Annotated in this window: 25 protein-coding genes; 11 read left to right on the top strand and 14 right to left on the bottom strand. The window is 67.4% G+C overall.

Features of this window, described 5'->3' with window-relative positions; genetic code table 11:
• The first annotated feature begins 9 nt into the window (after positions 1-9).
• Positions 10-888 (top strand): beta-keto acid cleavage family enzyme, encoded by an 879-nt coding sequence (locus D5041_RS15700; protein WP_265285180.1) that lies wholly within the window; start codon positions 10-12, stop codon positions 886-888.
• Between the two features lie 57 nt (positions 889-945).
• Here the strand turns inward: D5041_RS15700 and rlmD are convergent, their stop codons facing one another.
• The 8 genes from rlmD to glnA form a co-directional block, all read right to left on the bottom strand.
• Positions 946-2,412, bottom strand: a complete 1,467-nt coding sequence (gene rlmD, locus D5041_RS15695) for a 23S rRNA (uracil(1939)-C(5))-methyltransferase RlmD (protein WP_265285179.1) — start codon at positions 2,410-2,412, stop codon at positions 946-948.
• Positions 2,409-2,765: a hypothetical protein gene (locus tag D5041_RS15690; protein ID WP_081479842.1), complete on the bottom strand. Its 357-nt coding sequence runs from the start codon at positions 2,763-2,765 to the stop codon at positions 2,409-2,411. The genes rlmD and D5041_RS15690 overlap by 4 nt, the downstream gene beginning before the upstream one ends.
• Before the next feature lie 74 nt (positions 2,766-2,839).
• Positions 2,840-3,706 carry a protease HtpX gene (gene htpX, locus D5041_RS15685; protein ID WP_265256686.1) on the bottom strand — a complete coding sequence of 289 codons (867 nt, stop codon included), beginning with the start codon at positions 3,704-3,706 and terminating at the stop codon, positions 2,840-2,842.
• A gap of 200 nt (positions 3,707-3,906) precedes the next feature.
• Entirely contained in the window at positions 3,907-5,481 is a 1,575-nt protein-coding gene (gene ntrC, locus D5041_RS15680) for a nitrogen regulation protein NR(I) (RefSeq protein WP_265280683.1), read from the bottom strand.
• A 51-nt stretch (positions 5,482-5,532) separates the two neighbouring features.
• Positions 5,533-6,558 carry a nitrogen regulation protein NR(II) gene (gene glnL / locus D5041_RS15675; RefSeq protein ID WP_040893418.1) on the bottom strand — a complete coding sequence of 342 codons (1,026 nt, stop codon included), beginning with the start codon at positions 6,556-6,558 and terminating at the stop codon, positions 5,533-5,535.
• 75 nt (positions 6,559-6,633) lie between these two features.
• Complete coding sequence (locus D5041_RS15670) at positions 6,634-7,140, bottom strand: hypothetical protein (RefSeq protein ID WP_265285178.1); 507 nt, start codon at positions 7,138-7,140, stop codon at positions 6,634-6,636.
• Positions 7,141-7,190: 50 nt separating this feature from the next.
• Entirely contained in the window at positions 7,191-7,664 is a 474-nt protein-coding gene (locus tag D5041_RS15665; RefSeq protein WP_265285177.1) for a hypothetical protein, read from the bottom strand.
• A 166-nt stretch (positions 7,665-7,830) separates the two neighbouring features.
• Positions 7,831-9,246, bottom strand: a complete 1,416-nt coding sequence (gene glnA, locus D5041_RS15660) for a type I glutamate--ammonia ligase (protein WP_010107912.1) — start codon at positions 9,244-9,246, stop codon at positions 7,831-7,833.
• A gap of 378 nt (positions 9,247-9,624) precedes the next feature.
• On the opposite strand from glnA, the gene D5041_RS15655 reads away from it, so the two are divergent.
• From D5041_RS15655 to D5041_RS15630, 6 genes are all read left to right on the top strand, one after another.
• Positions 9,625-10,392, top strand: coding sequence for a nucleotidyltransferase family protein (locus D5041_RS15655; RefSeq protein ID WP_265285745.1), 768 nt, complete (start codon positions 9,625-9,627; stop codon positions 10,390-10,392).
• Positions 10,389-11,786: an aminopeptidase P N-terminal domain-containing protein gene (locus D5041_RS15650; protein WP_265285176.1), complete on the top strand. Its 1,398-nt coding sequence runs from the start codon at positions 10,389-10,391 to the stop codon at positions 11,784-11,786. Before D5041_RS15655 ends, D5041_RS15650 begins: the two co-directional genes overlap by 4 nt.
• A 22-nt stretch (positions 11,787-11,808) precedes the next feature.
• A complete protein-coding gene (locus D5041_RS15645) occupies positions 11,809-12,594 on the top strand; it encodes a CPBP family glutamic-type intramembrane protease (protein ID WP_265285175.1) in 786 nt (261 codons plus the stop codon).
• Positions 12,595-12,708: 114 nt separating this feature from the next.
• A complete protein-coding gene (locus D5041_RS15640) occupies positions 12,709-12,969 on the top strand; it encodes a type II toxin-antitoxin system RelB/DinJ family antitoxin (protein ID WP_010103056.1) in 261 nt (86 codons plus the stop codon).
• The gene (locus D5041_RS15635; protein ID WP_265256680.1) at positions 12,969-13,241 is read left to right on the top strand and encodes a type II toxin-antitoxin system YafQ family toxin; all 273 of its coding nucleotides are present in this window, start codon (positions 12,969-12,971) and stop codon (positions 13,239-13,241) included. The genes D5041_RS15640 and D5041_RS15635 overlap by 1 nt, the downstream gene beginning before the upstream one ends.
• A gap of 8 nt (positions 13,242-13,249) precedes the next feature.
• Positions 13,250-13,483 carry a hypothetical protein gene (locus tag D5041_RS15630; RefSeq protein ID WP_029554198.1) on the top strand — a complete coding sequence of 78 codons (234 nt, stop codon included), beginning with the start codon at positions 13,250-13,252 and terminating at the stop codon, positions 13,481-13,483.
• Between the two features lie 127 nt (positions 13,484-13,610).
• Here D5041_RS15630 and D5041_RS15625 read toward each other — a convergent pair whose 3' ends face one another.
• Entirely contained in the window at positions 13,611-14,273 is a 663-nt protein-coding gene (locus tag D5041_RS15625; RefSeq protein WP_265256679.1) for a Bug family tripartite tricarboxylate transporter substrate binding protein, read from the bottom strand.
• 131 nt (positions 14,274-14,404) lie between these two features.
• Here D5041_RS15625 and pyrF point away from each other — a divergent pair, with 131 nt between their 5' ends.
• From pyrF to D5041_RS15610, 3 genes are all read left to right on the top strand, one after another.
• Positions 14,405-15,226: an orotidine-5'-phosphate decarboxylase gene (gene pyrF / locus D5041_RS15620; protein WP_010103053.1), complete on the top strand. Its 822-nt coding sequence runs from the start codon at positions 14,405-14,407 to the stop codon at positions 15,224-15,226.
• A gap of 87 nt (positions 15,227-15,313) precedes the next feature.
• A complete protein-coding gene (locus D5041_RS15615; protein ID WP_029554197.1) occupies positions 15,314-16,288 on the top strand; it encodes a Bug family tripartite tricarboxylate transporter substrate binding protein in 975 nt (324 codons plus the stop codon).
• On the top strand, positions 16,285-17,271 hold the full coding sequence (locus D5041_RS15610; protein ID WP_010103051.1) for a M14 family metallopeptidase: 987 nt from the start codon (positions 16,285-16,287) through the stop codon (positions 17,269-17,271). The genes D5041_RS15615 and D5041_RS15610 overlap by 4 nt, the downstream gene beginning before the upstream one ends.
• A gap of 241 nt (positions 17,272-17,512) precedes the next feature.
• On the opposite strand, the gene D5041_RS15605 is transcribed toward D5041_RS15610, so the two are convergent.
• The 5 genes from D5041_RS15605 to D5041_RS15585 form a co-directional block, all read right to left on the bottom strand.
• Positions 17,513-17,722 carry a hypothetical protein gene (locus tag D5041_RS15605; protein ID WP_138927822.1) on the bottom strand — a complete coding sequence of 70 codons (210 nt, stop codon included), beginning with the start codon at positions 17,720-17,722 and terminating at the stop codon, positions 17,513-17,515.
• A gap of 166 nt (positions 17,723-17,888) precedes the next feature.
• Entirely contained in the window at positions 17,889-19,583 is a 1,695-nt protein-coding gene (locus tag D5041_RS15600; protein ID WP_029554196.1) for a thiamine pyrophosphate-binding protein, read from the bottom strand.
• 34 nt (positions 19,584-19,617) lie between these two features.
• Entirely contained in the window at positions 19,618-20,391 is a 774-nt protein-coding gene (locus D5041_RS15595) for an amino acid ABC transporter ATP-binding protein (protein ID WP_010103049.1), read from the bottom strand.
• On the bottom strand, positions 20,388-21,053 hold the full coding sequence (locus D5041_RS15590) for an amino acid ABC transporter permease (protein ID WP_265285174.1): 666 nt from the start codon (positions 21,051-21,053) through the stop codon (positions 20,388-20,390). The genes D5041_RS15595 and D5041_RS15590 overlap by 4 nt, the downstream gene beginning before the upstream one ends.
• A 13-nt stretch (positions 21,054-21,066) precedes the next feature.
• Positions 21,067-21,930 carry a transporter substrate-binding domain-containing protein gene (locus tag D5041_RS15585; protein WP_265256674.1) on the bottom strand — a complete coding sequence of 288 codons (864 nt, stop codon included), beginning with the start codon at positions 21,928-21,930 and terminating at the stop codon, positions 21,067-21,069.
• A gap of 95 nt (positions 21,931-22,025) precedes the next feature.
• On the opposite strand from D5041_RS15585, the gene D5041_RS15580 reads away from it, so the two are divergent.
• A complete protein-coding gene (locus tag D5041_RS15580; RefSeq protein ID WP_265256673.1) occupies positions 22,026-23,288 on the top strand; it encodes an NAD(P)/FAD-dependent oxidoreductase in 1,263 nt (420 codons plus the stop codon).
• Positions 23,289-23,300 lie beyond the last annotated feature (12 nt).

Genomic DNA, 23,300 nt, shown 5'->3' with positions numbered 1-23,300 from the left:
GACGCCCGCATGCACAGCGACAAGGCCATCATCACCTGCGCCATCACCGGCGTGCTCACCGACCCCGGGCAGCACCCGGTTCCCGTCACGCCCGAGGAGCTGGCGCGCGAGGCGCGCCGCGCCTGCGACGCGGGCGCGTCCGTGGTGCACCTGCACTTTCGCCGGCAGGAGCCCGGCAAGGGGCACCTGCCCTCGTGGGACCCGCAGCTGGCGCGCGACTGCGTGCAGGCGCTGCGCGCAGCCTGCCCGGGCCTGATCATCAACCAGAGCACCGGCGTGGTGGGCCCGGACTGCCAGGGCCCGATCGACTGCCTGCGCGCCACGCGGCCCGAGATGGCGGCGTGCAATGCCGGTTCACTGAACTACCTGAAGGTGCGCAGCGACGGCGCCTGGGCCTGGCCGCCCACGCTGTTCGACAACCCGCCCGCGAAGGTCAAGGAATTCATCGACGCCATGGCCGAGACCGGCACGCTGCCGGAGTTCGAGTGCTTTGACCTGGGAATCGTGCGCTGCGTGCAGATGTACCGGCAAACCGGCATGTACCAGGGGCTGCCGGAGTACAACTTCGTGTTCGGCGTGGCGTCGGGAATGCCCGCGGACCCGGACCTGCTGCCGATTCTGCTGCGCCTCAAGATCCCGCAAGCGCCCTGGCAGGCGACGCTCATCGGGCGCGCGGAAATCTGGCCCCTGCACCAGCGCGTGGCGGAAGTCGGAGGCCATCTGCGCAGCGGTCTGGAAGACACTTTCTACCTGCCGGACGGCAGCAAGGTGGCGTCCAACGGCCCGCTGATCGAGCAATTGGCGCAATGCGCACGGGCTGCGGGCCGCGAGGTCGCGAGCGTGTCGGAAGCACGCGCCATGCTGGGTCTGGCAGCTGCGCTGGCATAACGCAGCGAACTGGGCGAGGGGGGCTCCGCGTTCGGACCCCAGGCCCGTCAGCGCGTCTCAGCCCCGCTGAAACACCGCCATGCTCTCGACGTGGGCCGTGTGCGGAAACATGTTCACCATGCCCGCCGCGACGCAGCGGTAGCCCGCCAGATGCACCAGCAGCCCCGCGTCGCGCGCCAGCGTGGCGGGGTTGCAGCTCACGTAGACGATGCGTCCGGGCGGCGTCCAGCCCTCGGCGCCAGCGGGCAGCGGCGCTGCGCCTTCGGCGCCGATGCGCGACTGCTCGATGTCGGCCAGCGCCCTGACCAGGGCCAAAGCGCCCTCGCGTGGCGGGTCCAGCAGCCATTTGTCGGCTGCACCGTCGGCCACCAGCGTTGCGGGGGTCATCTCGAACAGGTTGCGCGCAACGAAGCGCGTCGCCGCCAAGGCCCTGCGGTTCTGCGCCGCGCCCCGATTCAGGGCGTAGTTTTCGTGGCAACGGGCCACCAGCGCCGCGCTGCCCTCGACGCCCAGCACCTCGCGCGCCTGCGTTGCCAGCGGCAGCGTGAAGTTGCCCAGGCCGCAGAACCAATCGATCACGCGCTCGTGCGCCTGCACGTCCAGCAGCCGCAGCGCGCGCGCGACCAGCACCCGGTTGATGTGCGGGTTCACCTGCGTGAAGTCCGTCGGCCTGAACGGCATGCTGATGCCGAAGTCGGGCAGGGCATACGCGAGCGGCTCGCCGTCCGCGTCGAGTGGCTGCACGGTGTCGGGGCCCTTGGGCTGCAACCACCATTGCACGCCGTGCCCGGCCGCAAAGGCGCGCAGCCGAGCAACGTCGTCCGCGCTCAGCGGCGCCAGATGGCGCAGCACCAGCGCCGTCACCCGGTCACCGCAGGCGAGCTCGATCTGCGGACAGGTGTCGCGGGCGTCCAGCGCAGCGATCAGCGCGCGCAGCGGCATCAGCAGGGCATCCACATGCGGCGGCAGCACGGGGCAATGCGCCATGTCGGCCACGTAGTGGCTCTTGCGCTCATGAAAGCCCACCAGCACCGTGCCCTTCTTGAACACATGGCGCACGGACAAGCGCGCGCGGTAGCGGTAGCCCCAGGCCGGGCCTTCGATGGGGCGCAGCAGCATCTCTGCCCGGACCTTGCCCAGGTGCCAGAGGTTGTCTTCCAGCACCCGCTGCTTGACGGCCACCTGGGCGCCCATGTGCAGATGCTGCATCTTGCAGCCGCCGCAGGCCCCGGTATGCAGGCCAAAGTGCGGGCAGCCGGGGCGCACGCGCTGCGACGATTCGCGGTGGATCGCAATCAGGCCAGCCTGCTCCCAGTGGTTCTTCTTGCGCAGGGGGTACGTGCTGACCAACTCGGACGGCAGGGCACCATCAATGAATACGACCTTGCCGTCGGGCCTGCGGGCCACGCCTTGGGCGTCGAGGTCCATGGACTCCACCCGCAGCCAGCCCTCGGGCAATGCATCCGCTTGCGCTGCGCCGTCCTGTGCGCAGAGTTCCACCGTGGGGAATGGCGCCGCGCTCATCCTCCGGTTCCCTGCGGTCCGGGAGCGCAGCCGCCTTGGCCACGGCAGCCGCGCTGTGTGGGCTGCGTGCGTGCAGGGCGCATGTGCGCCGTCGCCGGCTCCGGGAGGGCAGCCAGGGGCAGTTTGTTCATGGTGCTTGTGCAGTTGTGATCGTCGGGCGAGAAAACCAGGGCCGCGCCCGGGGCCACGCGGGGCAAGGTCTCGTGCAGCGGGCGGGACATATCGACCGGCGGCTCGGACGCGCGGTACACGACCTCCTTGTCGGGGCCGTACACCACGTAGCACGAGGCGATGGCCAGCGGGCCGAAAAGGGCCGCTGCCAGGACCGCGGCAGCGCAGGGGAGGGCGGGCATGGTGTCGTTCCTGAAGCGCATGTTTCTGCCGGGGATTATGCAGGGGCCATCCCGGCGGCTGCGGGAACGCGCGCTCAGCCTTGCAGCGCGGCGATGCGCTCCTCGATGGGAGGATGGGTGCTGAACAGCTGGCCGATACCGCCGGCAATGCCCATGGCGGCGAGGCTCTTGGGCAGTTCCGCGGGATGCACGCCCCCCAGGCGGGCCAGGGCGTTGATCATGGGCTGGCGGCGGCCCATGAGTTGGGCGGCGCCTGCGTCCGCGCGGAACTCGCGCTGGCGGCTGAACCAGGCCACGATCATGGCGGCGATGAAACCCAAAATGATGTCGAGCACGATGGTCGTCACGTAGTAACCGATGCCGGGGCCCGAACTGTTTTCATTGCCCCTGCGCAGAAAGCTGTCTATCGCGTAGCTGATGACGCGCGACAGGAACACCACGAAGGTGTTCATCACGCCCTGGATCAGCGCCATGGTGACCATGTCGCCATTGGCCACGTGGGCGATTTCGTGGCCGATCACGGCCTCGACTTCGTCGCGTGTCATTGCCTGCAGCAGGCCGGTGGACACCGCCACCAGCGCCGAGTTCTTGAACGCTCCGGTGGCGAAGGCGTTGGGTTCGCCTTCGAAGATTCCGACTTCGGGCATGCCGATTCCGGCCTGGCCGGCAAACTTGTGCACGGTCTCGACGATCCAGCGTTCGTCGGGCGACCCCGAGCCGTCGATCAGGCGCACGCCCGCGCTCCACTTGGCGATGGGCTTGCTGATGAGCAGCGAGATGAACGCGCCGCCAAAGCCTATCAGCAGCGCGTAGACCAGCAACGCGCCCAGGTTCAGACCGTTCGCCGTGAGGTAGCGGTTCACGCCCAACAGGCTCGCGACCACCCCGAGCACGGTGACGATGGCCAGATTGGTCAGCACAAATAGCAGGATCCGTTTCATGGGTTCTCCGTGGGGTAAGACAAGGAAATGGCTGTTCGTCCATCCAAATGGGGCCCTGGCGCCGCGCTTCAAGCGGCTCGGGCGCGGCCCCCGATTGTCCAGCTTCCGGCGCTGCGGCTATCCGCGGGTCTTGCGCGCGCCCGGCAGGGGCCCCGCAGCCCTTGGATGGCTGCGGGCCGCTCGGGCGCCGATGGCCGTTTTCAGGCCTCGTCCGGGGCGTCGAGCCCGAGTTCCTGAATTTTGCGTGTGATGGTGTTGCGCCCGATTCCCAGCCGCTGCGCGGCCTCCATGCGGCGGCCATGGGTGGCTGTCAGCGCGGTGCGGATCAGGCGCGACTCGAAGCGCCGCGTGAGCGCATCCCAGACCTGCGGCCGGCCGCCCGCGAGCAGTTTTTGCGCCTCCGTTTCCAGGGCCTGTTCCCAGCCGGCGTCGGAAGGCGGCGGCAGTGGCATGTCCGCTGCCAGGGCGGCTGGCGCATCCGCGTCCGGTGCGACGCCTGCTGCGGCGGGCAGCACGGGGTGCTGGGCACTCGGCAGCTCGCGCGCGGGCGCCGCAGGCTGCGCGCTGTCGGCAATGCGCACGGGCGGCCGGTACGCGGGGGCCTGCAGCACCTCCGGGGGCAGGTCCTGCAGCGTGATCACCTGGGCCGGCGCCATCACGGTGAGCCAGTGGCAGATATTTTCCAGCTGGCGCACATTCCCCGGAAAGGCAAACTGCCCGAGCAGCGCGAGCGCCGAATCGGCAATGCGCTTGGGTTCCACGCCCAGCTGCCGCGCGCTTTGCTGGAGGAAATGGCGCGTGAGCATGGGCACGTCCTCGTGCCGCTCGCGCAGCGCGGGCAGGCGCAGGCGGATGACGTTGATGCGGTGGAACAGGTCTTCGCGGAAAACACCGTCCTGGACGCGCTTTTCCAGGTCCTGGTGGGTGGCGGCGATCACGCGCACGTGCGCCTTGACCGCTGCATGGCCGCCGACGCGGTAGAACTGGCCGTCCGAGAGCACGCGCAGCAGGCGCGTCTGCAAGTCGAAGGGCATGTCACCGATTTCGTCGAGGAACAAGGTTCCGCCTTCGGCCTGCTCGAAGCGGCCGCGCCGCTGGGTCTGCGCGCCCGTGAAGGCCCCGCGCTCGTGGCCAAACAGTTCGGATTCCAGCAGGTCCTTGGGGATGGCCGCGGTATTGATGGCCACGAAGGGACCTTCCGCGCAGGGCGAATGCCGGTGCAGCGCACGCGCGACCAGTTCCTTGCCCGATCCCGATTCGCCGGTGATCAGCACGGTGACCTGGCTCTGGCTCAGGCGGCCGATGGCACGGAATACGTCCTGCATCGCCGGCGCCTGGCCGAGCATCTCGGGCGTGGCGCCCGGGCGTTCTTCGATGACCTCTTCGCGCTGGCTCTCTTCCACCGCGCGGCGAATCAGCTCCACGGCCTTGGTCAGGTCGAAGGGCTTGGGCAGGTATTCGAAGGCCCCGCGCTGGAACGCCGAGACGGCGCTGTCCAGATCGGAGTAGGCCGTCATGATGAGGATGGGCAGGCCCGGCTGGAGCTCGCGCAGCTTCTCCAGCAATTGCAGGCCCGAGCCGCCGGGCATGCGGATATCGCTCACCAGGACCTGCGGGCCTTGCCGCGTGGGGTCGCCCGCGCTGATGTCCGCGAGCGCGTCGAGCACTTCGCGCGGCTGCGTGAAACTGCGCGTGGGCAGGTTTTCACGCGCCAGCGCTTTTTCCAGAACGAAGCGGATCGAGGGGTCGTCATCCACTATCCAGATCGGCTTCATATGTTTTTCTTCCCTTGGCCTGTGTGTGTGTGTGCGTGCGTGCCGTGATCCTCAGGGCAGGGGGATCAGGATCCGGAAATCGGTGCAACCCGGCACGCTGTCGCATTCGATCAACCCGTGATGCTGCTGGACGAAGGTTTGCGCCAACGTGAGTCCCAGCCCCGATCCCCCGTCCCGGCCCGATACCAGAGGGTAAAAAATCCGCTCCTTGATGGCGTCGGGAACACCCGGGCCGTTGTCGATGACACGCAATTCCAGTGCCAGCCGATAGCGCTTTCGGCCAAACGTCGCCTGCCGAACCACGCGGGTGTGCAGCGTGATCACGGCGGCGTCCGCTGCAATGCGCTCGGACAGCGCCTGGGCCGCGTTCTGCACGATGTTCAGCACGGCCTGGATGAGCTGTGCCCGGTCTGCGCGGAACTCGGGGATCGAGGTGTCGTAATCACGCCGGACCTCGAGCCCTTGGGGGTACTCGAGCAGCACCAGAGAGCGCACGCGCTCGCACACCTCGTGGATGTTCACGTCGCCCACCCGATGCGGGTGGCGGTGCGGCGCCAGCAGCCGGTCCACCAGGCCCTGCAGGCGGTCGGCTTCGTGGATGATGACCTGGGCGTACTCGGTGAGCTCGCGGCTTTCGAGCTCCATCTCGAGCAGCTGCGCGGCGCCGCGAATGCCGCCCAGCGGGTTCTTGATCTCGTGCGCGAGGTTGCGGATCAGTTCCTTGTGCGCCTGGGCCTGATCGAGCAAGCGCTCCTCCCGCTCCTGCCGCGCCTGCTGCTCGATCGGCCAGAGCTCGACCAGGATGTCGCCGGCCTGCTCGGCGCCGGCCACGTTGACGTGCACCGGCACCGGGTCCTGGTGCAGGCGCTTGAGGCCGGCCTCGTAGCGCAGCGCGGCAAAGTCCCTGTTGCGCACACCGGTCAGCGCCGTCCGCAGCAGCGCGGGGTCGGTAAGAAAGCTGGCGAAGTCGGCGCCTTCGAGCGTGCGCCGGGACAGGCCCAGGGTGTTTTCCAGCGCTGCATTGGCGAACTGCACTGCGCCATCGCCGGCGCGCAGCACCGCCACCAGAGTGGACACCAAGTCCAGCGCATGAAAGCGTTCAGCGCTGGCGCCCGGGGGGTCGGCAGAGGGCGAAAGACTCACATGCTGCGGTCAGTTGGCGGAGGCAGATGCAGCCGGCTGGCGGGCCAGTTCGCGCTTGATTCCCGCGATGTCGCTTTCGCTGCGCGACAGGCCGGCCTTGAGTTCCGCCGTCCGCTCCGCGTAGCGCTGCGGGTTGCGCAAATCGAGCGCATTGTGCTCGGGGGTGCCGTCGTTGTATTCCCTGATGAGCTCGGCATGGCGTGCTTCGGCTTTGCGCAGTTCGGCTTCGAGGATGGCGCGCGCATCGGAATCCCGGGCCTTTTGGTCGCTGCTGCTCACCCGCGGCGCAGAGGATGGACCCGCCGCCGCAAGGGTCGGACCCGGTGCAGGGGCTGCTGCGGGCCGGTTGCCTTGCAGCACCGTGACGTACCCCCCTTCGATGAGCTTGCAGCCGCGCGCCTTGCCCCGGGTGGCGTTGTTCGTGTACTCATTGCCGCAGCGGTAGACGCGCTCCTGCGCCAAGGCGACCGGGAGCGTGAGGGCAATGAGCAGCAGGGTGGCAAGTGTTTTTTTCATCCGGTTTCACACTGAAGCGGGGGAGGGGGATATCCACCAAGCGCTCCCGATCAGTCGCGCTGGCCCTTCCAAGTAGACATCATCCGCTCCAGGTAGCGCTGCGGGTTGCGCCAATCCGGCGCATTGCCCTCGGAGGCGTCCTCGTGTTGCTTGTCGGGTCGGGTATGGTGCAGTTCGGACTCGAGGAGGCTGCGCCCACCCGAGGCCCGGGCGGGGTCGCTGACGGGGTCCCGGGTCGCGGCCCAGGTCTTTTGCACGGTATGGCCCATGTTCGGTGCAGGTGCGGGTGCAGCAGGCCCCGGGGTCTGCGCAAGGCCCGGGTTCTGCACGAAACCTGAGCCCGGTGCGGCGCGGCTGCCTTTCAGCACCGTGACGTGGCTTCCATCGACCGGCTTGCAACCGCGCGCCTTGGCCAAGGCAGCATCGTTCGTGTATTCGTTGCCGCAGCGGTAGACGCGCTCCTGCGCCAGGGCAGCCGGGAGCGTGAAGGCCAGGAGCAGCAGGGAGGCGAGCGTTCTTTTCATCGGATTTCCTCATGCTGGCACGGGGGCGGGGAAATATCCACCCAGCACCCCCTCTCTCCATCCGGCACAACGGCCGATCCGTGCAGGGTTTTGCACGGATCGGCCGTTGCGTGGCCCTGTGGCGCTACCCCGCTACGGACCCCCACCGGGGCCAGCCGCCAGACGATCAGAGCGAGTAGTACATATCGTACTCGACGGGGTGGGGCGCCATGCGAAAGCGTGTAACTTCGGCCATCTTGAGTTCGATGTAGGCGTCGAGCATGGTGTCGGTGAACACCCCGCCCTTGGTCAGGAAGCCGCGTCCCTTGTCCAGATAGTCCAGCGCCTGGTCCAGGCTGTGGCACACGGTCGGCACCAGCTTGTCTTCTTCGGGCGGCAGGTGGTACAGGTCCTTGGTTGCGGCTTCGCCGGGGTGGATCTTGTTTTCCACGCCGTCCAGACCGGCCATCATCAGGGCCGAGAAAGCCAGGTAGGGGTTCGCCGACGGATCGGGAAAGCGCGCCTCGATGCGCCGGCCCTTGGGGTTGGCCACGTAGGGAATGCGGATCGATGCCGAGCGGTTGCGCGACGAGTAGGCCAGCTTCACCGGCGCTTCAAAGCCGGGAACCAGCCGCTTGTACGAGTTCGTTCCGGGGTTGGTGATGGCGTTCAGGGCCCGTGCGTGCTTGATGATTCCGCCGATGTAGTACAGCGCGAAGTCCGACAGGCCGGCGTAGCCGTCGCCGGCGAACAGGTTCTTGCCGTCCTTCCAGATCGACTGGTGCACGTGCATGCCCGAGCCGTTGTCGCCCGCGTAGGGCTTGGGCATGAAGGTGGCGGTCTTGCCGTAGGCGTTGGCCACGTTCCAGACCACGTATTTCAGGACCTGGGTCCAGTCGGCGCGCTCGACCAGGGTGCTGAATTTGGTGCCGATCTCGTTCTGCCCGGCGCCAGCGACTTCGTGGTGGAACACTTCGACCGGAATCCCCAGCGATTCGAGGACCAGCGCCATTTCGGCGCGCATGTCCTGCGTGCTGTCCACGGGAGGCACGGGAAAGTAGCCGCCCTTGACGCTCGGGCGGTGGCCGCGGTTGCCGTCCTCGAGCTTCGCGCCCGAGTTCCAGGGGGCCTCGTATTCCTCAATTTCAAACATCACCTTGCCGGGTTCGTTGGACCAGCGCACACCGTCGAAGAGGAAGAATTCCGGCTCCGGACCGAAGTACGCCGTGTCGCCCAGACCGGATGCCTTCAGGTAGGCTTCGGCGCGCTTGGCGATGGAGCGCGGGTCGCGGTCGTAGGCCTTGCCGTCACCGGGCTCGATCACATCGCATTGCAGGAAGAGCGTGGTTTCTTCGTAGAAGGGGTCGATGTTGGCGGTATGGGGGTCGGGCATGAGTTGCATGTCCGAGGCTTCGATGCCCTTCCAGCCCGCGACCGACGAACCATCGAATGCATGGCCGGACGTGAACTTGTCCTCGTCGAAGTGCGACACGGGAACGGTCACGTGCTGCTCCTTGCCACGGGTGTCGGTGAAACGGAAGTCGATGAATTTGACTTCGTTCTCCTGCACCATCTTCATCACGTCTGCAACGGTTTTGGCCATCGGGTTCTCCTGGGTAAAGTGCTGGCTGATAAAAGCGCTTGTTGAAAAAACTTCTGGAAGAGAGAGCAGTTTTCGTGCCGGCCTGGTGCGGCCGCTGCACTATGAAGGAGCGGACCGACCGGGCAACTTCCGGAGGGCACCGAAACAGTGCGTTGCCTGCGGTGTTTGCAGGAATCGCGGGCGGCGCACCAATTCGGGGCCACAGTGTGCATCCAATTCGTGCAGGCCCTATTTCTCAGTGCGCAGGAACAACGGTCGCGCATGCGCAGCAACAGGCAGTGTCCATGCACTACAGTGCGCTCCATGCAAGGACTGCCTCTGACCACCGACCTCGCCAACGGGCACCGTGAAGGAAACGGCGGCACAGACCGCGACGCCATGGCCGGGCAGGTTCCCGCCATGCTCCTGGCTGCGGGCCGCGGCGAACGCATGCGCCCCCTGAGCGACACCACCCCCAAACCCCTGCTCCAGGTGCAGGGGCTGCCGCTGCTGCACTGGCAGTTGCAGGCGCTGCACGCGGCCGGGGTGGGGCGGGTGGTCATCAATACCGCCTGGCTGGGAGCGCAGATCAGCGCGCATTTTTCAAACAGCTTTGGCCTGCAATGCCCGGACGGCGAGCGCCGGCCGCTGTCCATTGCCTACTCGGACGAAGCGGCGGATTTTGGCCGCGCGCTGGAAACCGCGGGCGGCATTGCGCGCGCGTTGCCGCAACTGGGGCCGCTGTTCTGGCTTGCGGCGGGCGATGTGTTTGCGCCCGACTTCGGCTTCCACAGCGCCGCCGTGCAGGCCTTTGCCGCAAGCGAGCATCTGGCGCATTTGTGGCTGGTGCCCAATCCGGCGAACAAACCGCGCGGCGATTTCGGTCTGTCGGTTGACGGACTGGCGCTGAACCTGCCTGCCGACGACCCCGCGCCGCGCTACACCTACAGCACCTTCGCGCTGCTGCGCGCGCAGCTGTTTGCGCCGCCCTGGTGCGACATACCGGCGGGCAACCCGGGCGGCGTCCGGACCCCGCTGTTGCAGCTGCTGCAGCGCGCCATGGACAATCGCCGCGTCAGCGCGCAGCTCTATGGCGGCCACTGGGCCGACGTGGGAACGCCCGCCCGCCTCGCCGAACTCAATGCCCTCTCTCCTGCCCTGCCATGAACACCACCCTGCACGCATCCGTCCACACCCAGCGCCGTGCGCAACTTGCCGCCCAGCTCGGCCCGGGGGGCATGGCCATCGTCCCCACGGCGCCGGAGCAGCTGCGCAACCGGGACAGTGAATTCCTGTACCGCCACGACAGCTACTTTTATTACCTCACGGGGTTCACCGAGCCCGGCGCCTGCCTGGTGCTGACGCACGATGGCCACAGCACGCTGTTTTGCCAGCCCAAGGACCCGGAGCGCGAGGTCTGGGACGGCTACCGCCTGGGCCCCGCCGCGGCGCCTGAGGCGCTCGCCGTGGACGCCGCGCATCCGATCACCGAACTGGACGCGCGGCTGCCCCGCCTGCTGGAAAACACCCGCTGCGTCTGGTATCCGTTTGCCACGCACGGCGGCCTGGCGGCGCGCGTCGAGGGCTGGCTCGGCGCGGTGCGCGCGCGGCTGCGCTACGGCGCGCTATGCCCCAGCGCGCAGAACGACCTGTGCGCTCTGCTCGACGAGATGCGGCTCTTCAAGGACGCGCACGAGCAGGCCATCCTGCGCCGCGCCAGCCAGATCAGCGCGCAGGCCCACATCCGCGCCATGCAGCGCGCGGCGCGCATGCTGCGCGCGGGCCAGGACCTGCGCGAGTACCACCTGGAAGCCGAGTTGCTGCACGCCTTCCGGGACGCCGGCGCGCAATGCCCGGCGTACAACTGCATCGTCGCTGCGGGGACCAACGCCTGCGTGCTGCACTACCGGGCCGGCGCGGCCCCGGTGCGCGACGGCGAGTTGGTGCTCATCGACGCGGGCTGCGAACTCGACGGCTACGCCAGCGACATCACGCGTACCTTCCCCGCGAATGGCCGCTTCAGCGGCGCGCAACGCGCGCTGTACGAACTGGTGCTGGCCAGCCAGGACGCAGCCGTGGCCACTGCCCGGGCCGGCGCGCGCTTCGACGACCTGCACAACGCCACCGTGGCCGTACTCACGCAGGGCCTGATCGACCTGGGCCTGCTCGACAGGAACAAGGTGGGAACGCGCGACGACGCGATCGCCAGCCGCGCCTACTTCCCGTTCTACATGCACCGCACGGGCCACTGGCTGGGCATGGACGTGCACGACTGCGGCAGCTATGTCGAGCCCGGCGAAGTCGGGCAGGCGGGCGAGCGCAAGGACCCGCTCTCGGGCGAGCGCATCACCCAACGGCCCAGCCGCGTGCTGCGCCCGGGCATGGTGCTGACCATCGAGCCCGGCCTCTACGTGCGGCCTGCCGAGGGCGTTCCCGCGCAGTTTCACGGAATCGGCATCCGCATTGAGGACGACGCCATCGTCAGCGCGTCCGGCTGCGAACTGATCACGCGGGGCGTACCGGTGCAGGCGGACGAGATCGAAGCGCTGATGCGCGCCTGAAGCGTGCGTGGGAAGACCCGACATGAACTCTGACGACAAGCGTCCAACGCCCACGCCACGCGCCATGCAGTGGCGGCTGGGCGCAATCCTCTGGCTGCTGGGCATGGCCAGCATGTTTGCCCCGATATTGTGGGCGCTGCTGCTCCGGTGGACGAGCTTTGAGGAGGCGCTGTTCGTTTTGCTGGTGAGCAATCTGCTGTACGCCGGCTTGGCGTATGCGGTGCTGCTCGCACTCGCGGTGGCCGTGGGCGTGGCGCTGGCGCCGCGCGTGGGCCTTGCCGCGCCCGCGTTGTCGGCGTGGATCGGGCGCCGGCCCGTGTGGCCGGCGCTGAGGCCGCAGTTGACGCCCGGCCTCTGCGGCGGGTTGGCTGGCGCGGCGTGGCTGTGGGTGCTCGCGCGCAACACACCGGAGGTCCTGAGGCCGCCGCCGTCCGCCCCCGAGCACGCCGCAGCCTTCATACCCGCCCAACTGCTCGTTGGCATCACGGACGAACTGTTCATGCGCTGGACCGTGATGACGCTGCTGCTGTGGCTGGTCTGGCGCCTGCTGCAGCGCGGGCAAGGCGCGCCCGGCAGGGGGCTGCTGAGCACAGCGGTGGTGCTCAGCGCCCTGTGCTCGGCTGCGCTGACGTGCTTGTCCACAGTGCAGGACATGCCGGGCGTGTTGACCCCGCCGGTGCTGGCCTTCCTGCTGCTCGGGAACACCGTGTTTGGCTTGGTCATGGGCGCGCTCTACGCGCGCTACGGGTTCGAAGCGGCCATCCTCGCGCATATGCTGGCGCTTGCCTTGTCGCAATCGTTCCTCTGAGGGTGCAGCGCGGGCAAGGCATGCCCGGCAGGGGCGAGATCCGCGCATGAGCTGCTAGCGTCCGTAGCTCTATTGAGCCACAATCAAAGCCCAATGTAATAAGAGAGGCTTGCCATGGCTGCCACAGCATTTGTCCGGGCGCGGATCGATGAGACGCTGAAAAACGAAGCTGCCGCCGTACTGGCTGGCATGGGCCTTACCGTGTCCGACGTGGTGCGTATCGCACTGACCAAGATTGCCAAGGAAAAGGTGCTTCCGTTCGAGATGCGCGTTCCCAACGCGCTGACAGCGGAAACGCTGGCAAAGAGTGAGCGGGGCGAGGACGTGCACCACGCCAAGGACGCGCATGACCTGTTTGAGAAGCTTGGCATCTGATGCGCCAGCCCGGCTATTCCGGTCAGTTCAAACGCGATGTGAAGCAGGCGCAGAAACGCGGCAAGGACATGGGCAAACTCAAGACCTTGTTGGGCTTGCTCATCGAGGGCAAGCCGCTGCCAGCGTCCTACCTCGACCACCCGCTGAAAGGCAGTTGGCGTGGTTTCCGGGATGCGCACGTCGAGCCTGATTGGCTGCTCATCTACAAGATTACCGGGGAGCTTGTGCGGTTCGAGCGCACCGGGCGGCATTCGGATTTGTTCGACGAGTGAGAACAGCCATGTTTGTCGCGCCGGGTCTCGATGCGGTGTTCCTCGTAGTTGTGGCCGATGCAGACGATCTTGTCCGGGTTCGGGATCACGGGCAGAAAGCGGATCTCGTCCAGCGCGGCGCTGTCGGGCCGGCCTTGCGCGACCTGTCCCAGGCGCTCGAGCGCGCCCGCCGCGATGGCGCTGCGCAAATATGCCGTGGTTGCGCGCGTAGAAGTCGGCCATGCGCGCGGGATCGGGCGTAAAGAGGTGCAGTTGCGCGAGGGTGGCGCCAAGGGTCATGGGGTCTCTCCGTGTCAGGGAAGTGCGGGGGGTGCGGGGGAACGGATGCGCGAAGACGGGGCAGGGGGCCTGTCTTCGCCGCTGCGGCCATCAATCCAGGCGGATGTCGAGCCGGCGAATCGGCTCGCCAAAGCGCTGCGCGTCGGCCGCGACCTGCCGGGCGAACTGCTCGGGCGTGAGGCTGTAGGGTTCGTAGAACAAGGTGGCGTAGCGCGCCTGCAGTTCGGCGCTCTGCAGCACGGCGGCCACGTCCTGCTGGATGCTGCGGTCGATGACGGCGCGCGGCGTTCCCTTGGGCGCGAGCAGGCCGACCCAGGCCGAGAGCTCGAATTGCGCTGGTCCGCCCGACTCGGCGACGGTCGGCACGTCGGCGAAGCCGGCTACCCGTGCGGGCGCGGCCACGGCGATGTAGCGCACGCGGCCGGCGCGCTGCATCGCGCCCGCGCTGGCCGCGCTGCCAAAGGCCCAGTGCACCTCGCCATTTCCCACGCCGGTGTAGAGCTGCGTCATTTCCTTGTACGGCACATGGGTCATGCGCGTGCCGCTGGCGGCCTCGAGCATGGCTGCGCCCAGATGACCGGGGCTGCCCACGAACCACGATCCGTAGTTCACCACGGCGGGCTTGTCGCGCGCGGCGCGCAGCAGGTCGCCCGTTGTGCGCCAGGGCGAGGCCGCGGGAACGACGACGAAGAAGTAGTTGCGCAGCATGGGTGTGACGGATGCGAAATCGCGCCCCAGTCGGGTGGCTTGCATGCAGAGGTTCCGTTGAAAAAAATCGTGCGCGCACTATCGACTTGGTAGCAAGCACGGGTCAAACGTCCGTCTCGCCCGGTGAGACGGACGCCCCAAATCGTGGGGACCCCGGGACACTAAAATAACGCCCCATGAACTTCGCCGACATGTTGCGTGGCGCCACGGCGCGAAACCATTCCCTGCTGTGCGTGGGGCTGGATCCCGAACTCGGGCGGTTTCCCGTGGCGATGCGTGGCAACACGCGCAAGATTTATGGCTTTTGCGCCAGGATCGTTGACGCCACGGCCGACTTCGTGTGCGCGTTCAAGCTCCAGGTCGCGTGCTTTTCCGCGTACGGTGCGGAAAGGCAACTCGAACGCCTGATAGAGTACATACGCCGCACCGTGCCCCACATACCGGTGATCCTGGACGCCAAACGGGGGGACATTGGCTCCACGGCGGTGCAGTACGCCCGGGAGGCTTTCGAGCGTTACGACGCGGATGCGGTCACCCTCTCCCCGTTCATGGGTTTCGACTCGATCGCGCCCTATCTGGCGTACCCCGACAAGGGCGTGTTCCTGCTGTGCCGCACCTCCAACCCCGGAGGCGACGATCTGCAAAACCAGCGCTTGGCCGACATCGACGGACAGCCCCGGCTGTACGAGCACATTGCCCACTTGGCGCAAGGCCCCTGGAACCGCAACGGCCAGTTGGGTCTGGTGGTGGGCGCCACCTACCCGCAGGAGATCGCGCGCGTGCGCAACATTGCGCCCACGCTGCCGCTGCTGATCCCGGGTGTCGGCGCGCAGGGGGGCGACGCCGCAGCCGCCGTGCGCGCGGGGTTGCGCGACGGCGGGGCGATCATCGTGAATTCGTCGCGCGCCATCCTCTACGCATCGGAGGGCACGGACTTTGCCATCGCAGCGTGCAAGCAGGCTGGACGCACCCGGAGCGTGCTGGACGAGGCGCAGTAATGAGTTGCACCGGCGGCGCAGAGCACGCCTGTCCCATCTGTCACATGGGGGCCATTCCCGTTGCGCCCCAGCTTGTACGATGCCGCCATGCCAATCCACCATCGCTTGCGCCGCGTTGCCCTGCTGTGCAGCCTGATCCTCATTGCCGTGCCCGCGCCCGCGCAGGACGCGTATCCGTCCAAGCCCGTCACCCTGGTCGTGGGCTACCCGCCAGGCGGTAGCGCCGATCTGACCGCGCGCACCGTGGCGGCCGAGTTGGGCAACAAGCTGGGCGTCCCCGTGCTCGTCGAGAACCTGAGCGGCGCGGGCGGCACCATCGGCGCGCAGAAGGTGGCCAGCGCCGCAGCGGACGGCTACACCCTGCTCGTGGGCGGGAACAACGAGTTGGTGATCAACGGGCTCGTGACCCGCAAGCCCAAATACGGCATCGGGGATTTCAGCGCCATCGGCCTCATCGCCTCACAGCCGCTGGTGCTGGTGGCGTCGCCCGGGGCGGGCGTGAGGAACCTTGCCGAATTCACGCGCAAGGTCGCGCAGAACCCGGGCAAGTTCAGCTACGGCAGTTCGGGCGTGGGCACCTCGTTGCACTTGGCCGGCGAGTTGGTCAAGGAGCAGGGCCAGCTGTTCATGACGCATATTCCCTACCGCGGCGTGGCGCCGCTTGTCCATGACTTGGTGGGTCGCAACCTGGAGTACGGCATGTTCGTGCTCTCCAGCAGCCTGCCGCACATCCGCAGCGGCAAGCTGATCGCCCTGGGAACGACCGAGGCCAGACGCTCGGCGAGCACACCCGATATCCCGGCGCTGGCCGAGTCGCCGCAGTACAGGGCCGTGGACATCGGCACCTGGTTCGCGCTCATGGCCCCGGCGAAGCTGCCCAAGCCGGTGTTCGACAAGCTCAAGAAGGCGCTCGGCGACAGCCTGCAGAGCCCGGAATTTCGCAAAAAGCTGGAGGCCAACGGCTCCAGCATAGCCGCCGCCGGAACAGACACCGACCAGTTCCTCGCAGCCGAGTTGGCCAAGTACCGCAAGATCGTCGAATCCGCCAGGATCGAGGAATGAACGCCGGCCCGGCCTTTGATCTGCCCGTTCCGGACATCGGCGCCTGGCGGGCGGGAAACACCGGCACCGAGGGCGTGTGGCAGTTCGATTCGGGCCGGCCCGGGCGTTGCGTGATGATCAGCGCGCTGGTACACGGCAACGAGCTGTGCGGCGCCTGGGCCCTCAAGGGCCTGCTCGAAGCGGGCCTGCGCCCCGAACGCGGCCGGCTGACGCTGGCCCTGTGCAACCTCGACGCCTTCGATCGCTTCGACCCCGCCGACCACGACGCCTCGCGCTTTGCCGAAGAAGACCTGAACCGGCAATGGATCGACGCGCGCATCGACGCAGCGGACAGCAACGAGCGCCGCCGTGCCGCGGCCCTGCGCCCCTTCGTGGCGCGCGCCGACTGGCTGCTGGACATCCATTCCATGCACGAACCCTCGGCGCCGCTGCTGCTCACGGGCACCCAGGCGCGCAACCTGCAACTGGCGCGCGCCATGCGCTCACCCGAGCACGTCGTGATCGACGCGGGCCACCAGGACGGTGTGCGCATGCGCGACTATGGCCGCTTCGGCCTCGCGGATGAGCAGGCCGGAGACACCCGCTCGCTGCTCATCGAATGCGGCTTCCACGGTGCGCTCGCGAGCCGCGCCGTGGCGCAGGACCAGTGCCTGCGCTTCCTCGAACAGTCCGGCGCGCTCGACGCCCAGGCGCTGGCGCGGCAGTTGCCCGGCTGGCGGCTCGCGGACGCGCCACACCAATGGGCGCTGGAAGTCACGGGCCGCGTGGTCGCGCGCAGCAATGCCTTCCGTTTCGCCGCGCCGTACACGGGTCTGGAGCAGATTGCAAAGGCTGGCAGCGTGATCGGCGACGACGCCGGCACGCCCGTGACCACACCGCATGACGACTGCGTGCTCGTGATGCCGTCCACCAGGCAGGCGCGCGCGGGCGTCACCGTCGTGCGCTACGCCACCCGGCGGCGGCTCCAGGATGGGCCTTCCTGAATCGGGTGCTCCGTGTGGTTCACCCATGCGGGCGCCTGTGCTGCCATGCCGCGGTGCAGGGGGCGCTGCGGCGGTGGAGTTGATCGTCTGCAGCGGGGATCGGCAGGCTGGACCAGCCGGGCTTTGCTGAAGTGAACCGCAGCACCGGGCAAACCCAAGAGCGTTGATCTGCGCACCGCGCTGGCCATCGCAGCGGCTTCGTGCGCCTGCCCGACGGGGTGCCCAGAGGAACTGGCCAACTTCAATTGTTCCTTGTCCCTTTTTGGCCAGTGTGCGGGTTTACGTTGCCTTTGTGGCTGTAGTTGTTGGATGTGGTGCCATCGCGGTTTGTCGCATGGTGCGAACTCACATGGGTGCCACTTTTTCTGCTGTGGCCCTTTACGTACTTTGCCATGGCAGGCAAGGCTGAGAGGCACAGTGTGAACGCAACGGCAAGCGGGATGATCTTCATGGTATTCCTTTCGGTGTGGCGGGTATGGGGTCAGACCACTGTTCTGGTCCCTGGCTAAGGGCCAAGTCACTGGCGCTCGGATTATGGCCAGTGCATCCACGGCGATCTACCGAGCCATGTCTCGACCATGACAGAGTCGGCTTCAGACAGAGCGTACGAAGCGGCCTCAACCCATCCACTGACTCACCGGAGCAGCCGTGTCCTGCAATTCCTGCGCGATCACGTCGATCAGTGCCGGGCCGTCGTGCGACAGCGCAGCCTTGAGCGCTGCGTCCAGCCGCGATGGATCGTCCACACGCCAGGCCTTGACGCCGAAGGCCTCGGCGACGCGCGCATGGTCCGTGCGGGTGAAGTCCACGGCGAAGTAGCGCCCGTTGTAGCTGGCCTTCTGGCTGGCCTTGATCCAGCCGTACACCGAGTTGGAGAAGACGATCATCTTCAGCGCTATCTTGCAGCGCACAAGGGTCTCCATCTCGCCGCAGGTGAAGCCGAAGCTGCCGTCGCCCATCACCGAAACCACCACCGCGTCGGGACGCCCGAAGGACGCGCCGATGCCCGCGGACAGTGCGAAGCCGAGCGCGCCGTGGGCCCGGTTGGTGATGAAGTGCCGACCCGGTCGATGCGCGTTGAAGTGGGCAGACAAGTACGGACAAGGCGTTCCCGGGTCGGCGACCACGATGGCGTTCTCGGGCAGCAGGCGATTCAGCGCATCGACGACTCGCTCGGGCTTGATGGGCGTGTCCAGCGACGCCGCCAAGGGCGCGAACGCGGCACGCTTGGCCTCGCGCGCGGCGGCAGCAAGGGCGTGGCCATCGGCGTGCTCCGCGGGCCGATGCGCGATGCGCCGTTCGACGGCCGCACCCACCGCGTGCAACGCGAGCAGCGCGTCGCCGACCAAGCCGACGTCGGTGCGGTAGTTGGCCGAGATGACCATCGGATCGGCGTCAATGTGCAGGATTCTTGCGTCGCGCGAAGGGAAACGCCAGTGTTCAGTCGTCGTCGAGCCTGCACGACAGCCGATGAAGAGCACGGTGTCTGCGGCGGCAACGATCTCGCGCGTGGCCAGGACGCCGCCATTCGCACCGACCACCCCGGCGTTGAGCGGGTGCGTGTCGGCCAGGCTGCCCTGGCCGCTGATCGTCGTGCACACCGGCGCGTTGAGTTGCGTCGCCAGCGTGTCGAGCGCCGCGCTGGCGCCGGAGATGACCACGCCGCCGCCACAGATGATGACCGGTGAGCGCGAGGCGACGAGTTTCTCCGCGGCCCGCTCGACGTCGGCCGGATCTGGCGCCGAGCGCATCGCGGGGAAGCGATCGTGGCCCTCTTGCGCCCAGACGTCGGCAGAATCGACCGCGTGCGTTTGCACGTCATGGGGCAGACAGATGTGCGCGGCGCCGGGTTTGCCGGTGGTCATCGCGCGAAACGCGGCGCGCACGATGCCGGGAATCTGGTCGGCACGATCGACGGTCGCGTTCCACTTCGTCAGAGGACGGTACAGAGCCTCTTGGTCGAGTTCGGTCAGCGGATACTTGCCGCGTGACCCCACTGACACATCGGACGTGATGCCCAGCACCGCGACCGACGACTCGTTCGCTTCCACCAGACCGGGCAACAGGTAGGTGGCGCCACCCCCGCTTGGGCCCTCGCAGACACCCACCTTGCCGGTCACGCGCGCATAGGCATCCGCCATGTAGCCGGCGCTGCGCTCATCGCGCGTGAGGACGTGGTCGATGCCGTGGTCCAGGCGCGCCATCGCGTCGTACAGCGGCAGGCTGGTGTCCCCGCACAGGCCAAAAATGTGTTTCACTCCATTGAGTTGCAGCATGCGCACGACGGCTTCTGCGCCATTCATCTTCATCACGGGGCGGTCTCCGGGTTCATGGGGTTCGAGCAGCTCACACGGCGCTGCGCCGGAAGCGCTCAAGAAAGATCTTCAGGCGCTCGTTGCGGGGATTGCGGATGATCTCGGCGGGCGCGCCGATCTCGGTCATCACGCCATCAAGCATGAAGCCGATGCGATCCGACACTTCGGCGGCAAAGGCCATCTCGTGGGTGACCAGCACCATCGTCATGCCCTCGCCCGCCAACTGCTTGATGACGGACAGCACCTCGTCGACCAACTCGGGGTCGAGCGCGGACGTGACCTCGTCGAACAGCATCACGTCCGGCCTCATGGCCAGCGCGCGGGCGATGGCCACGCGCTGCTTCTGCCCGCCAGACAAGTGGCTCGGGTAGGCTCCCGCCTTGTCCGCCAAACCGACCTTCGCCAGCAGGTCACGGCCCAGCGCAGCCGCTTCGGCCTGCGCCATGCCCTTGACCTGCACCGGCGCTTCGACGATGTTCTGCAGCACCGTCATGTGCGGGAACAGGTTGAAGTGCTGAAACACCATGCCGATGTCGCGGCGCAGTCTGGTCAGCGCAGCGTCGCCCGGTGCACGTCCGCTTGCGCTGAAATCGAACCCATGCGCGCCGACTTGCAGCCGACCGGACTGCGGTATTTCCAGCAGGTTCATGCAGCGCAGAAAGGTCGATTTTCCCGAGCCGCTTGCACCGATCAGCGTGACCACCTCGCCCTTGTTCACCGAGAGGGACACGCCCTTGAGCACCGGCTGCGCACCGAAGGATTTGTGGATCTGCGTGGCCTGGAGCATCGGGCAAGCGGCGTTCATCGGTGGACTCCGAGGCGCCGCTCGACGCGCTGCGCGACCACGGTGAGCGGATACAGCACGGCGAAGTACAGAACCGCGATGACGGTGTAGACCTCCAGCGGTCGATACAGGGCGGCGGTAATCACCGAGCCCTGATAGAGCAGGTCGCCTACGGCGATGGTGGATACGAGCGAGGTGTTCTTCAACTGCAGCACGGTCTGGTTGATGAAGGCCGGAATCATCATGCGCACCGCCTGCGGCAACACGATGCGACGGAAGATCCGCCCGCGGCGCATACCCACGGCCATGCCCGCCTCCCACTGAGCGCGATCCACCGCCTCGATGCCGCCGCGGAACACTTCCGCGTAGAACGAGCCGGCGTAGAGCGACAGCGCAAGAAAGCACGCCATCGTCGGCGACATCTCAACGCCGACCAGCACGGGCAGCGCGTAGTACATCCATACCAGTTGCACGAGCAACGGCGTACAGCGGAACAACTCAACGTAGCCGATCACCGGCACATGCAGCCAGCGCGGCGCGTTGGTGCGCACCACTGCGACCGCAAGACCAAGCACCAGGCCCGCGAGCACGGTGCTGAGCGTGAAGGCGATGGTGACCAGCAAGCCCCGCCCGATGAGACCCGCGTAAGGCTCGAGCGCCTTGAAGTCCCAAACGTATGCCATGCTGGCCCGGTGCTCAGAACTGCACTTCCGCAGGGATGTCAGCCACGGTCACATTGATCTCCGCGAGGCCTTTGAGCAGCCACTCGCGCGTCTGACCGATCGAGCGGTTGTAGTCGGTCCACACGCTCAAGAAGTCGCGAAAACGCCTGTCGGGATCGATGCGCACGCCAAGATTGCTCGGCAGCGTCAGTCTCGGGCGCGGTATGGCGATCTCGCCCAGCGCCGGGTTTTTCTTGAGCATCGGCAGCGCAAGAATAGCCAGCACGACGTTGCAGTCCGCGCGGCCCGTCGCGACGGCGAGCACCGCCTCGTCGCGGTTCTTGAAGCCGACGATGTTGGCTTTGGGCGCGTAGCGGCGGGCGATCAACTCATGCGTCGAGCCGAGATCCACGGCGATGCGCACGGTCGGCTTGCTCAGATCCTCCCAAGTCGCGGGCTTGGGAAAGCCCTTGCGCGTCACGGCAGTGAACGAGTGCATCAGGATCGGTGACGCGAAATCGATGACCAGCGCACGCTCGGGCGTCGGATTGACGGCAAACGCCAAGTCAATCTTGTCGGCCTGCAAGTCCAATATCTGGTTGCCCCACGTCGTCTCGACAACCCCCACCTTGGCGCCGAGTTTGGCGCCGATGTCGTTGGCCATGTCCATGCAGGCGCCCGTCCACTTGCCCGTGAGCAGATCCTTATTGAAGTACGGGGCCTGACCCACGATGGCGGCGATGCGCAGCACGCCGCTCTTGCGCACGCGCTCGAGCGTTGATCCGGAAGCGCTCGCCACGCCGGAGGCGGACTGAGCGAGTCCCTGCGACGAAGCGGTGGTAGCCAATACGGCAGCGCCCGCCAGGGCGGTCGAAGTGAGAGCGTTTCTGCGATTCATCAGTGATCTCCGCGCAAGCAGTGGAACGGGTCTATCCAACTCCTGTATTCAGATGCTGATTCATGTCCTGTATTCAGTCAAGTACCATATGACGCATGAACCGCCACGTCGTTGTCATTGGCGCCGGCGCCGTCGGTGCGATCAGCGCCATCGAGGCGCTGCGCGCGGGCCTGCGCGTGACCTTGCTCGACCCGGGACTGCCGGGCGGTGAACAGGCGGCCAGCTATGGCAACGCAGGCTGGCTGTCATCGCACTCGGTCATCCCGCCCGCGGAGCCAGGGGTCTGGAGGAGGCTGCCGCGCCTCATCATGGACCCGCTGGGGCCGCTGGCCATCCGCTGGAATTACCTGCCGCAGGCCACGCCGTGGCTGCTGCGGTACATCGCTGCCGGCTGGACGGCTGCGCGCATCGCGGCCACGGCCCGTGCGCTTCGCTCCCTGCTGGTTGACGCACCGGCGCTGCATGAGGGCTTGGCGCGGCAGGCGGGCGTCCCGCAGCTCATCGAACGGCGCGGGCTGCTGCACGTGTATCCGTCGCGGGCGGATTTCGAAGCGGACGCGCTCGCCTGGACGATCCGGCGGGATAACGGCGTTCGCTGGCTGGAACTGGACGCCGCTGCACTGCACCGGCAGGAACGCGCACTGCACCCGCGCTATCAGTTTGGCGTACTGGTTCCCGAGGCGGGGCATTGCCGCAACCCGGGCGCCTACGTCGCCGCGCTCGTGGCGTATGCGCGCACGCTCGGTGCGCAGTGGGTGTCCGCGAGAGCAACCGGCTTTCACATCGAGCGCGGGCGGCTGCAGGCCGTGCGCTGCGACGACACCGAGGTTGCCTGCGATGCAGCGGTGGTGGCCGCGGGCGCGCACTCCAAGGCGCTGGCTGCGCGGGCGCAAGACCGCGTGCCGCTGGAGAGCGAGCGCGGCTACCACGTGGTCGTGGAAAGCCCCGAGGTCATGCCGCAGCTGCCGCTGATGGTGTCGGACTGCAAGCTCATCGCGACGCCCATGGAGACAGGCTTGCGCGTGGCCGGCCAAGTCGAGATCGCCGGCCTCGGTGCCGCGCCGGATTGGCGCCGCGCCGATATCCTGCGGGATCACCTGCCCAGCATATTCCCGGCGCTGCCGCGCGAGTTCCCGCGGGATCGGCTGCACAACTGGCTCGGGCACCGGCCCAGCACGCCCGACGGGCGACCATGCATCGGCTTTGCTCGCGCTTCGAGCGACATCGTGTACGCCTTCGGTCACGGCCACGTCGGGCTCGTGGGGTCGGCGCGCACCGCGCGCGTGGTCGCGCAACTGCTATCCGGTTGCGCGCCGGAGATCCCGCTGGCGCCGTTCGACCCGCGACGCTTCGCTTGAGACACAACGACC

The organism is Verminephrobacter aporrectodeae subsp. tuberculatae, from assembly GCF_026127385.1.
GTDB classification, from domain to species: Bacteria; Pseudomonadota; Gammaproteobacteria; order Burkholderiales; family Burkholderiaceae_C; genus Acidovorax; species Acidovorax aporrectodeae.
The sequence above is the reverse complement of the archived record's forward strand: the minus strand, read 5'-3'. Positions and strand labels throughout refer to the sequence as shown.

Excerpts from the sequence above, each read along its gene's own strand:
- D5041_RS15700 (WP_265285180.1), top strand. The coding sequence starts at position 10 with ATGCACAGCGACAAGGCCATCATCACCTGCGCCATCACCGGCGTGCTC.
- rlmD (WP_265285179.1), bottom strand. The coding sequence starts at position 2,412 with ATGAGCGCGGCGCCATTCCCCACGGTGGAACTCTGCGCACAGGACGGC.
- D5041_RS15690 (WP_081479842.1), bottom strand. The coding sequence starts at position 2,765 with ATGCCCGCCCTCCCCTGCGCTGCCGCGGTCCTGGCAGCGGCCCTTTTC.
- htpX (WP_265256686.1), bottom strand. The coding sequence starts at position 3,706 with ATGAAACGGATCCTGCTATTTGTGCTGACCAATCTGGCCATCGTCACC.
- ntrC (WP_265280683.1), bottom strand. The coding sequence starts at position 5,481 with ATGAAGCCGATCTGGATAGTGGATGACGACCCCTCGATCCGCTTCGTT.
- D5041_RS15670 (WP_265285178.1), bottom strand. The coding sequence starts at position 7,140 with ATGAAAAAAACACTTGCCACCCTGCTGCTCATTGCCCTCACGCTCCCG.
- D5041_RS15665 (WP_265285177.1), bottom strand. The coding sequence starts at position 7,664 with ATGAAAAGAACGCTCGCCTCCCTGCTGCTCCTGGCCTTCACGCTCCCG.
- glnA (WP_010107912.1), bottom strand. The coding sequence starts at position 9,246 with ATGGCCAAAACCGTTGCAGACGTGATGAAGATGGTGCAGGAGAACGAA.
- D5041_RS15655 (WP_265285745.1), top strand. The coding sequence starts at position 9,625 with ATGGCCGGGCAGGTTCCCGCCATGCTCCTGGCTGCGGGCCGCGGCGAA.
- D5041_RS15650 (WP_265285176.1), top strand. The coding sequence starts at position 10,389 with ATGAACACCACCCTGCACGCATCCGTCCACACCCAGCGCCGTGCGCAA.
- D5041_RS15645 (WP_265285175.1), top strand. The coding sequence starts at position 11,809 with ATGAACTCTGACGACAAGCGTCCAACGCCCACGCCACGCGCCATGCAG.
- D5041_RS15640 (WP_010103056.1), top strand. The coding sequence starts at position 12,709 with ATGGCTGCCACAGCATTTGTCCGGGCGCGGATCGATGAGACGCTGAAA.
- D5041_RS15635 (WP_265256680.1), top strand. The coding sequence starts at position 12,969 with ATGCGCCAGCCCGGCTATTCCGGTCAGTTCAAACGCGATGTGAAGCAG.
- D5041_RS15630 (WP_029554198.1), top strand. The coding sequence starts at position 13,250 with ATGTTTGTCGCGCCGGGTCTCGATGCGGTGTTCCTCGTAGTTGTGGCC.
- D5041_RS15625 (WP_265256679.1), bottom strand. The coding sequence starts at position 14,273 with ATGCAAGCCACCCGACTGGGGCGCGATTTCGCATCCGTCACACCCATG.
- pyrF (WP_010103053.1), top strand. The coding sequence starts at position 14,405 with ATGAACTTCGCCGACATGTTGCGTGGCGCCACGGCGCGAAACCATTCC.
- D5041_RS15615 (WP_029554197.1), top strand. The coding sequence starts at position 15,314 with ATGCCAATCCACCATCGCTTGCGCCGCGTTGCCCTGCTGTGCAGCCTG.
- D5041_RS15610 (WP_010103051.1), top strand. The coding sequence starts at position 16,285 with ATGAACGCCGGCCCGGCCTTTGATCTGCCCGTTCCGGACATCGGCGCC.
- D5041_RS15605 (WP_138927822.1), bottom strand. The coding sequence starts at position 17,722 with ATGAAGATCATCCCGCTTGCCGTTGCGTTCACACTGTGCCTCTCAGCC.
- D5041_RS15595 (WP_010103049.1), bottom strand. The coding sequence starts at position 20,391 with ATGAACGCCGCTTGCCCGATGCTCCAGGCCACGCAGATCCACAAATCC.
- D5041_RS15590 (WP_265285174.1), bottom strand. The coding sequence starts at position 21,053 with ATGGCATACGTTTGGGACTTCAAGGCGCTCGAGCCTTACGCGGGTCTC.
- D5041_RS15585 (WP_265256674.1), bottom strand. The coding sequence starts at position 21,930 with ATGAATCGCAGAAACGCTCTCACTTCGACCGCCCTGGCGGGCGCTGCC.
- D5041_RS15580 (WP_265256673.1), top strand. The coding sequence starts at position 22,026 with ATGAACCGCCACGTCGTTGTCATTGGCGCCGGCGCCGTCGGTGCGATC.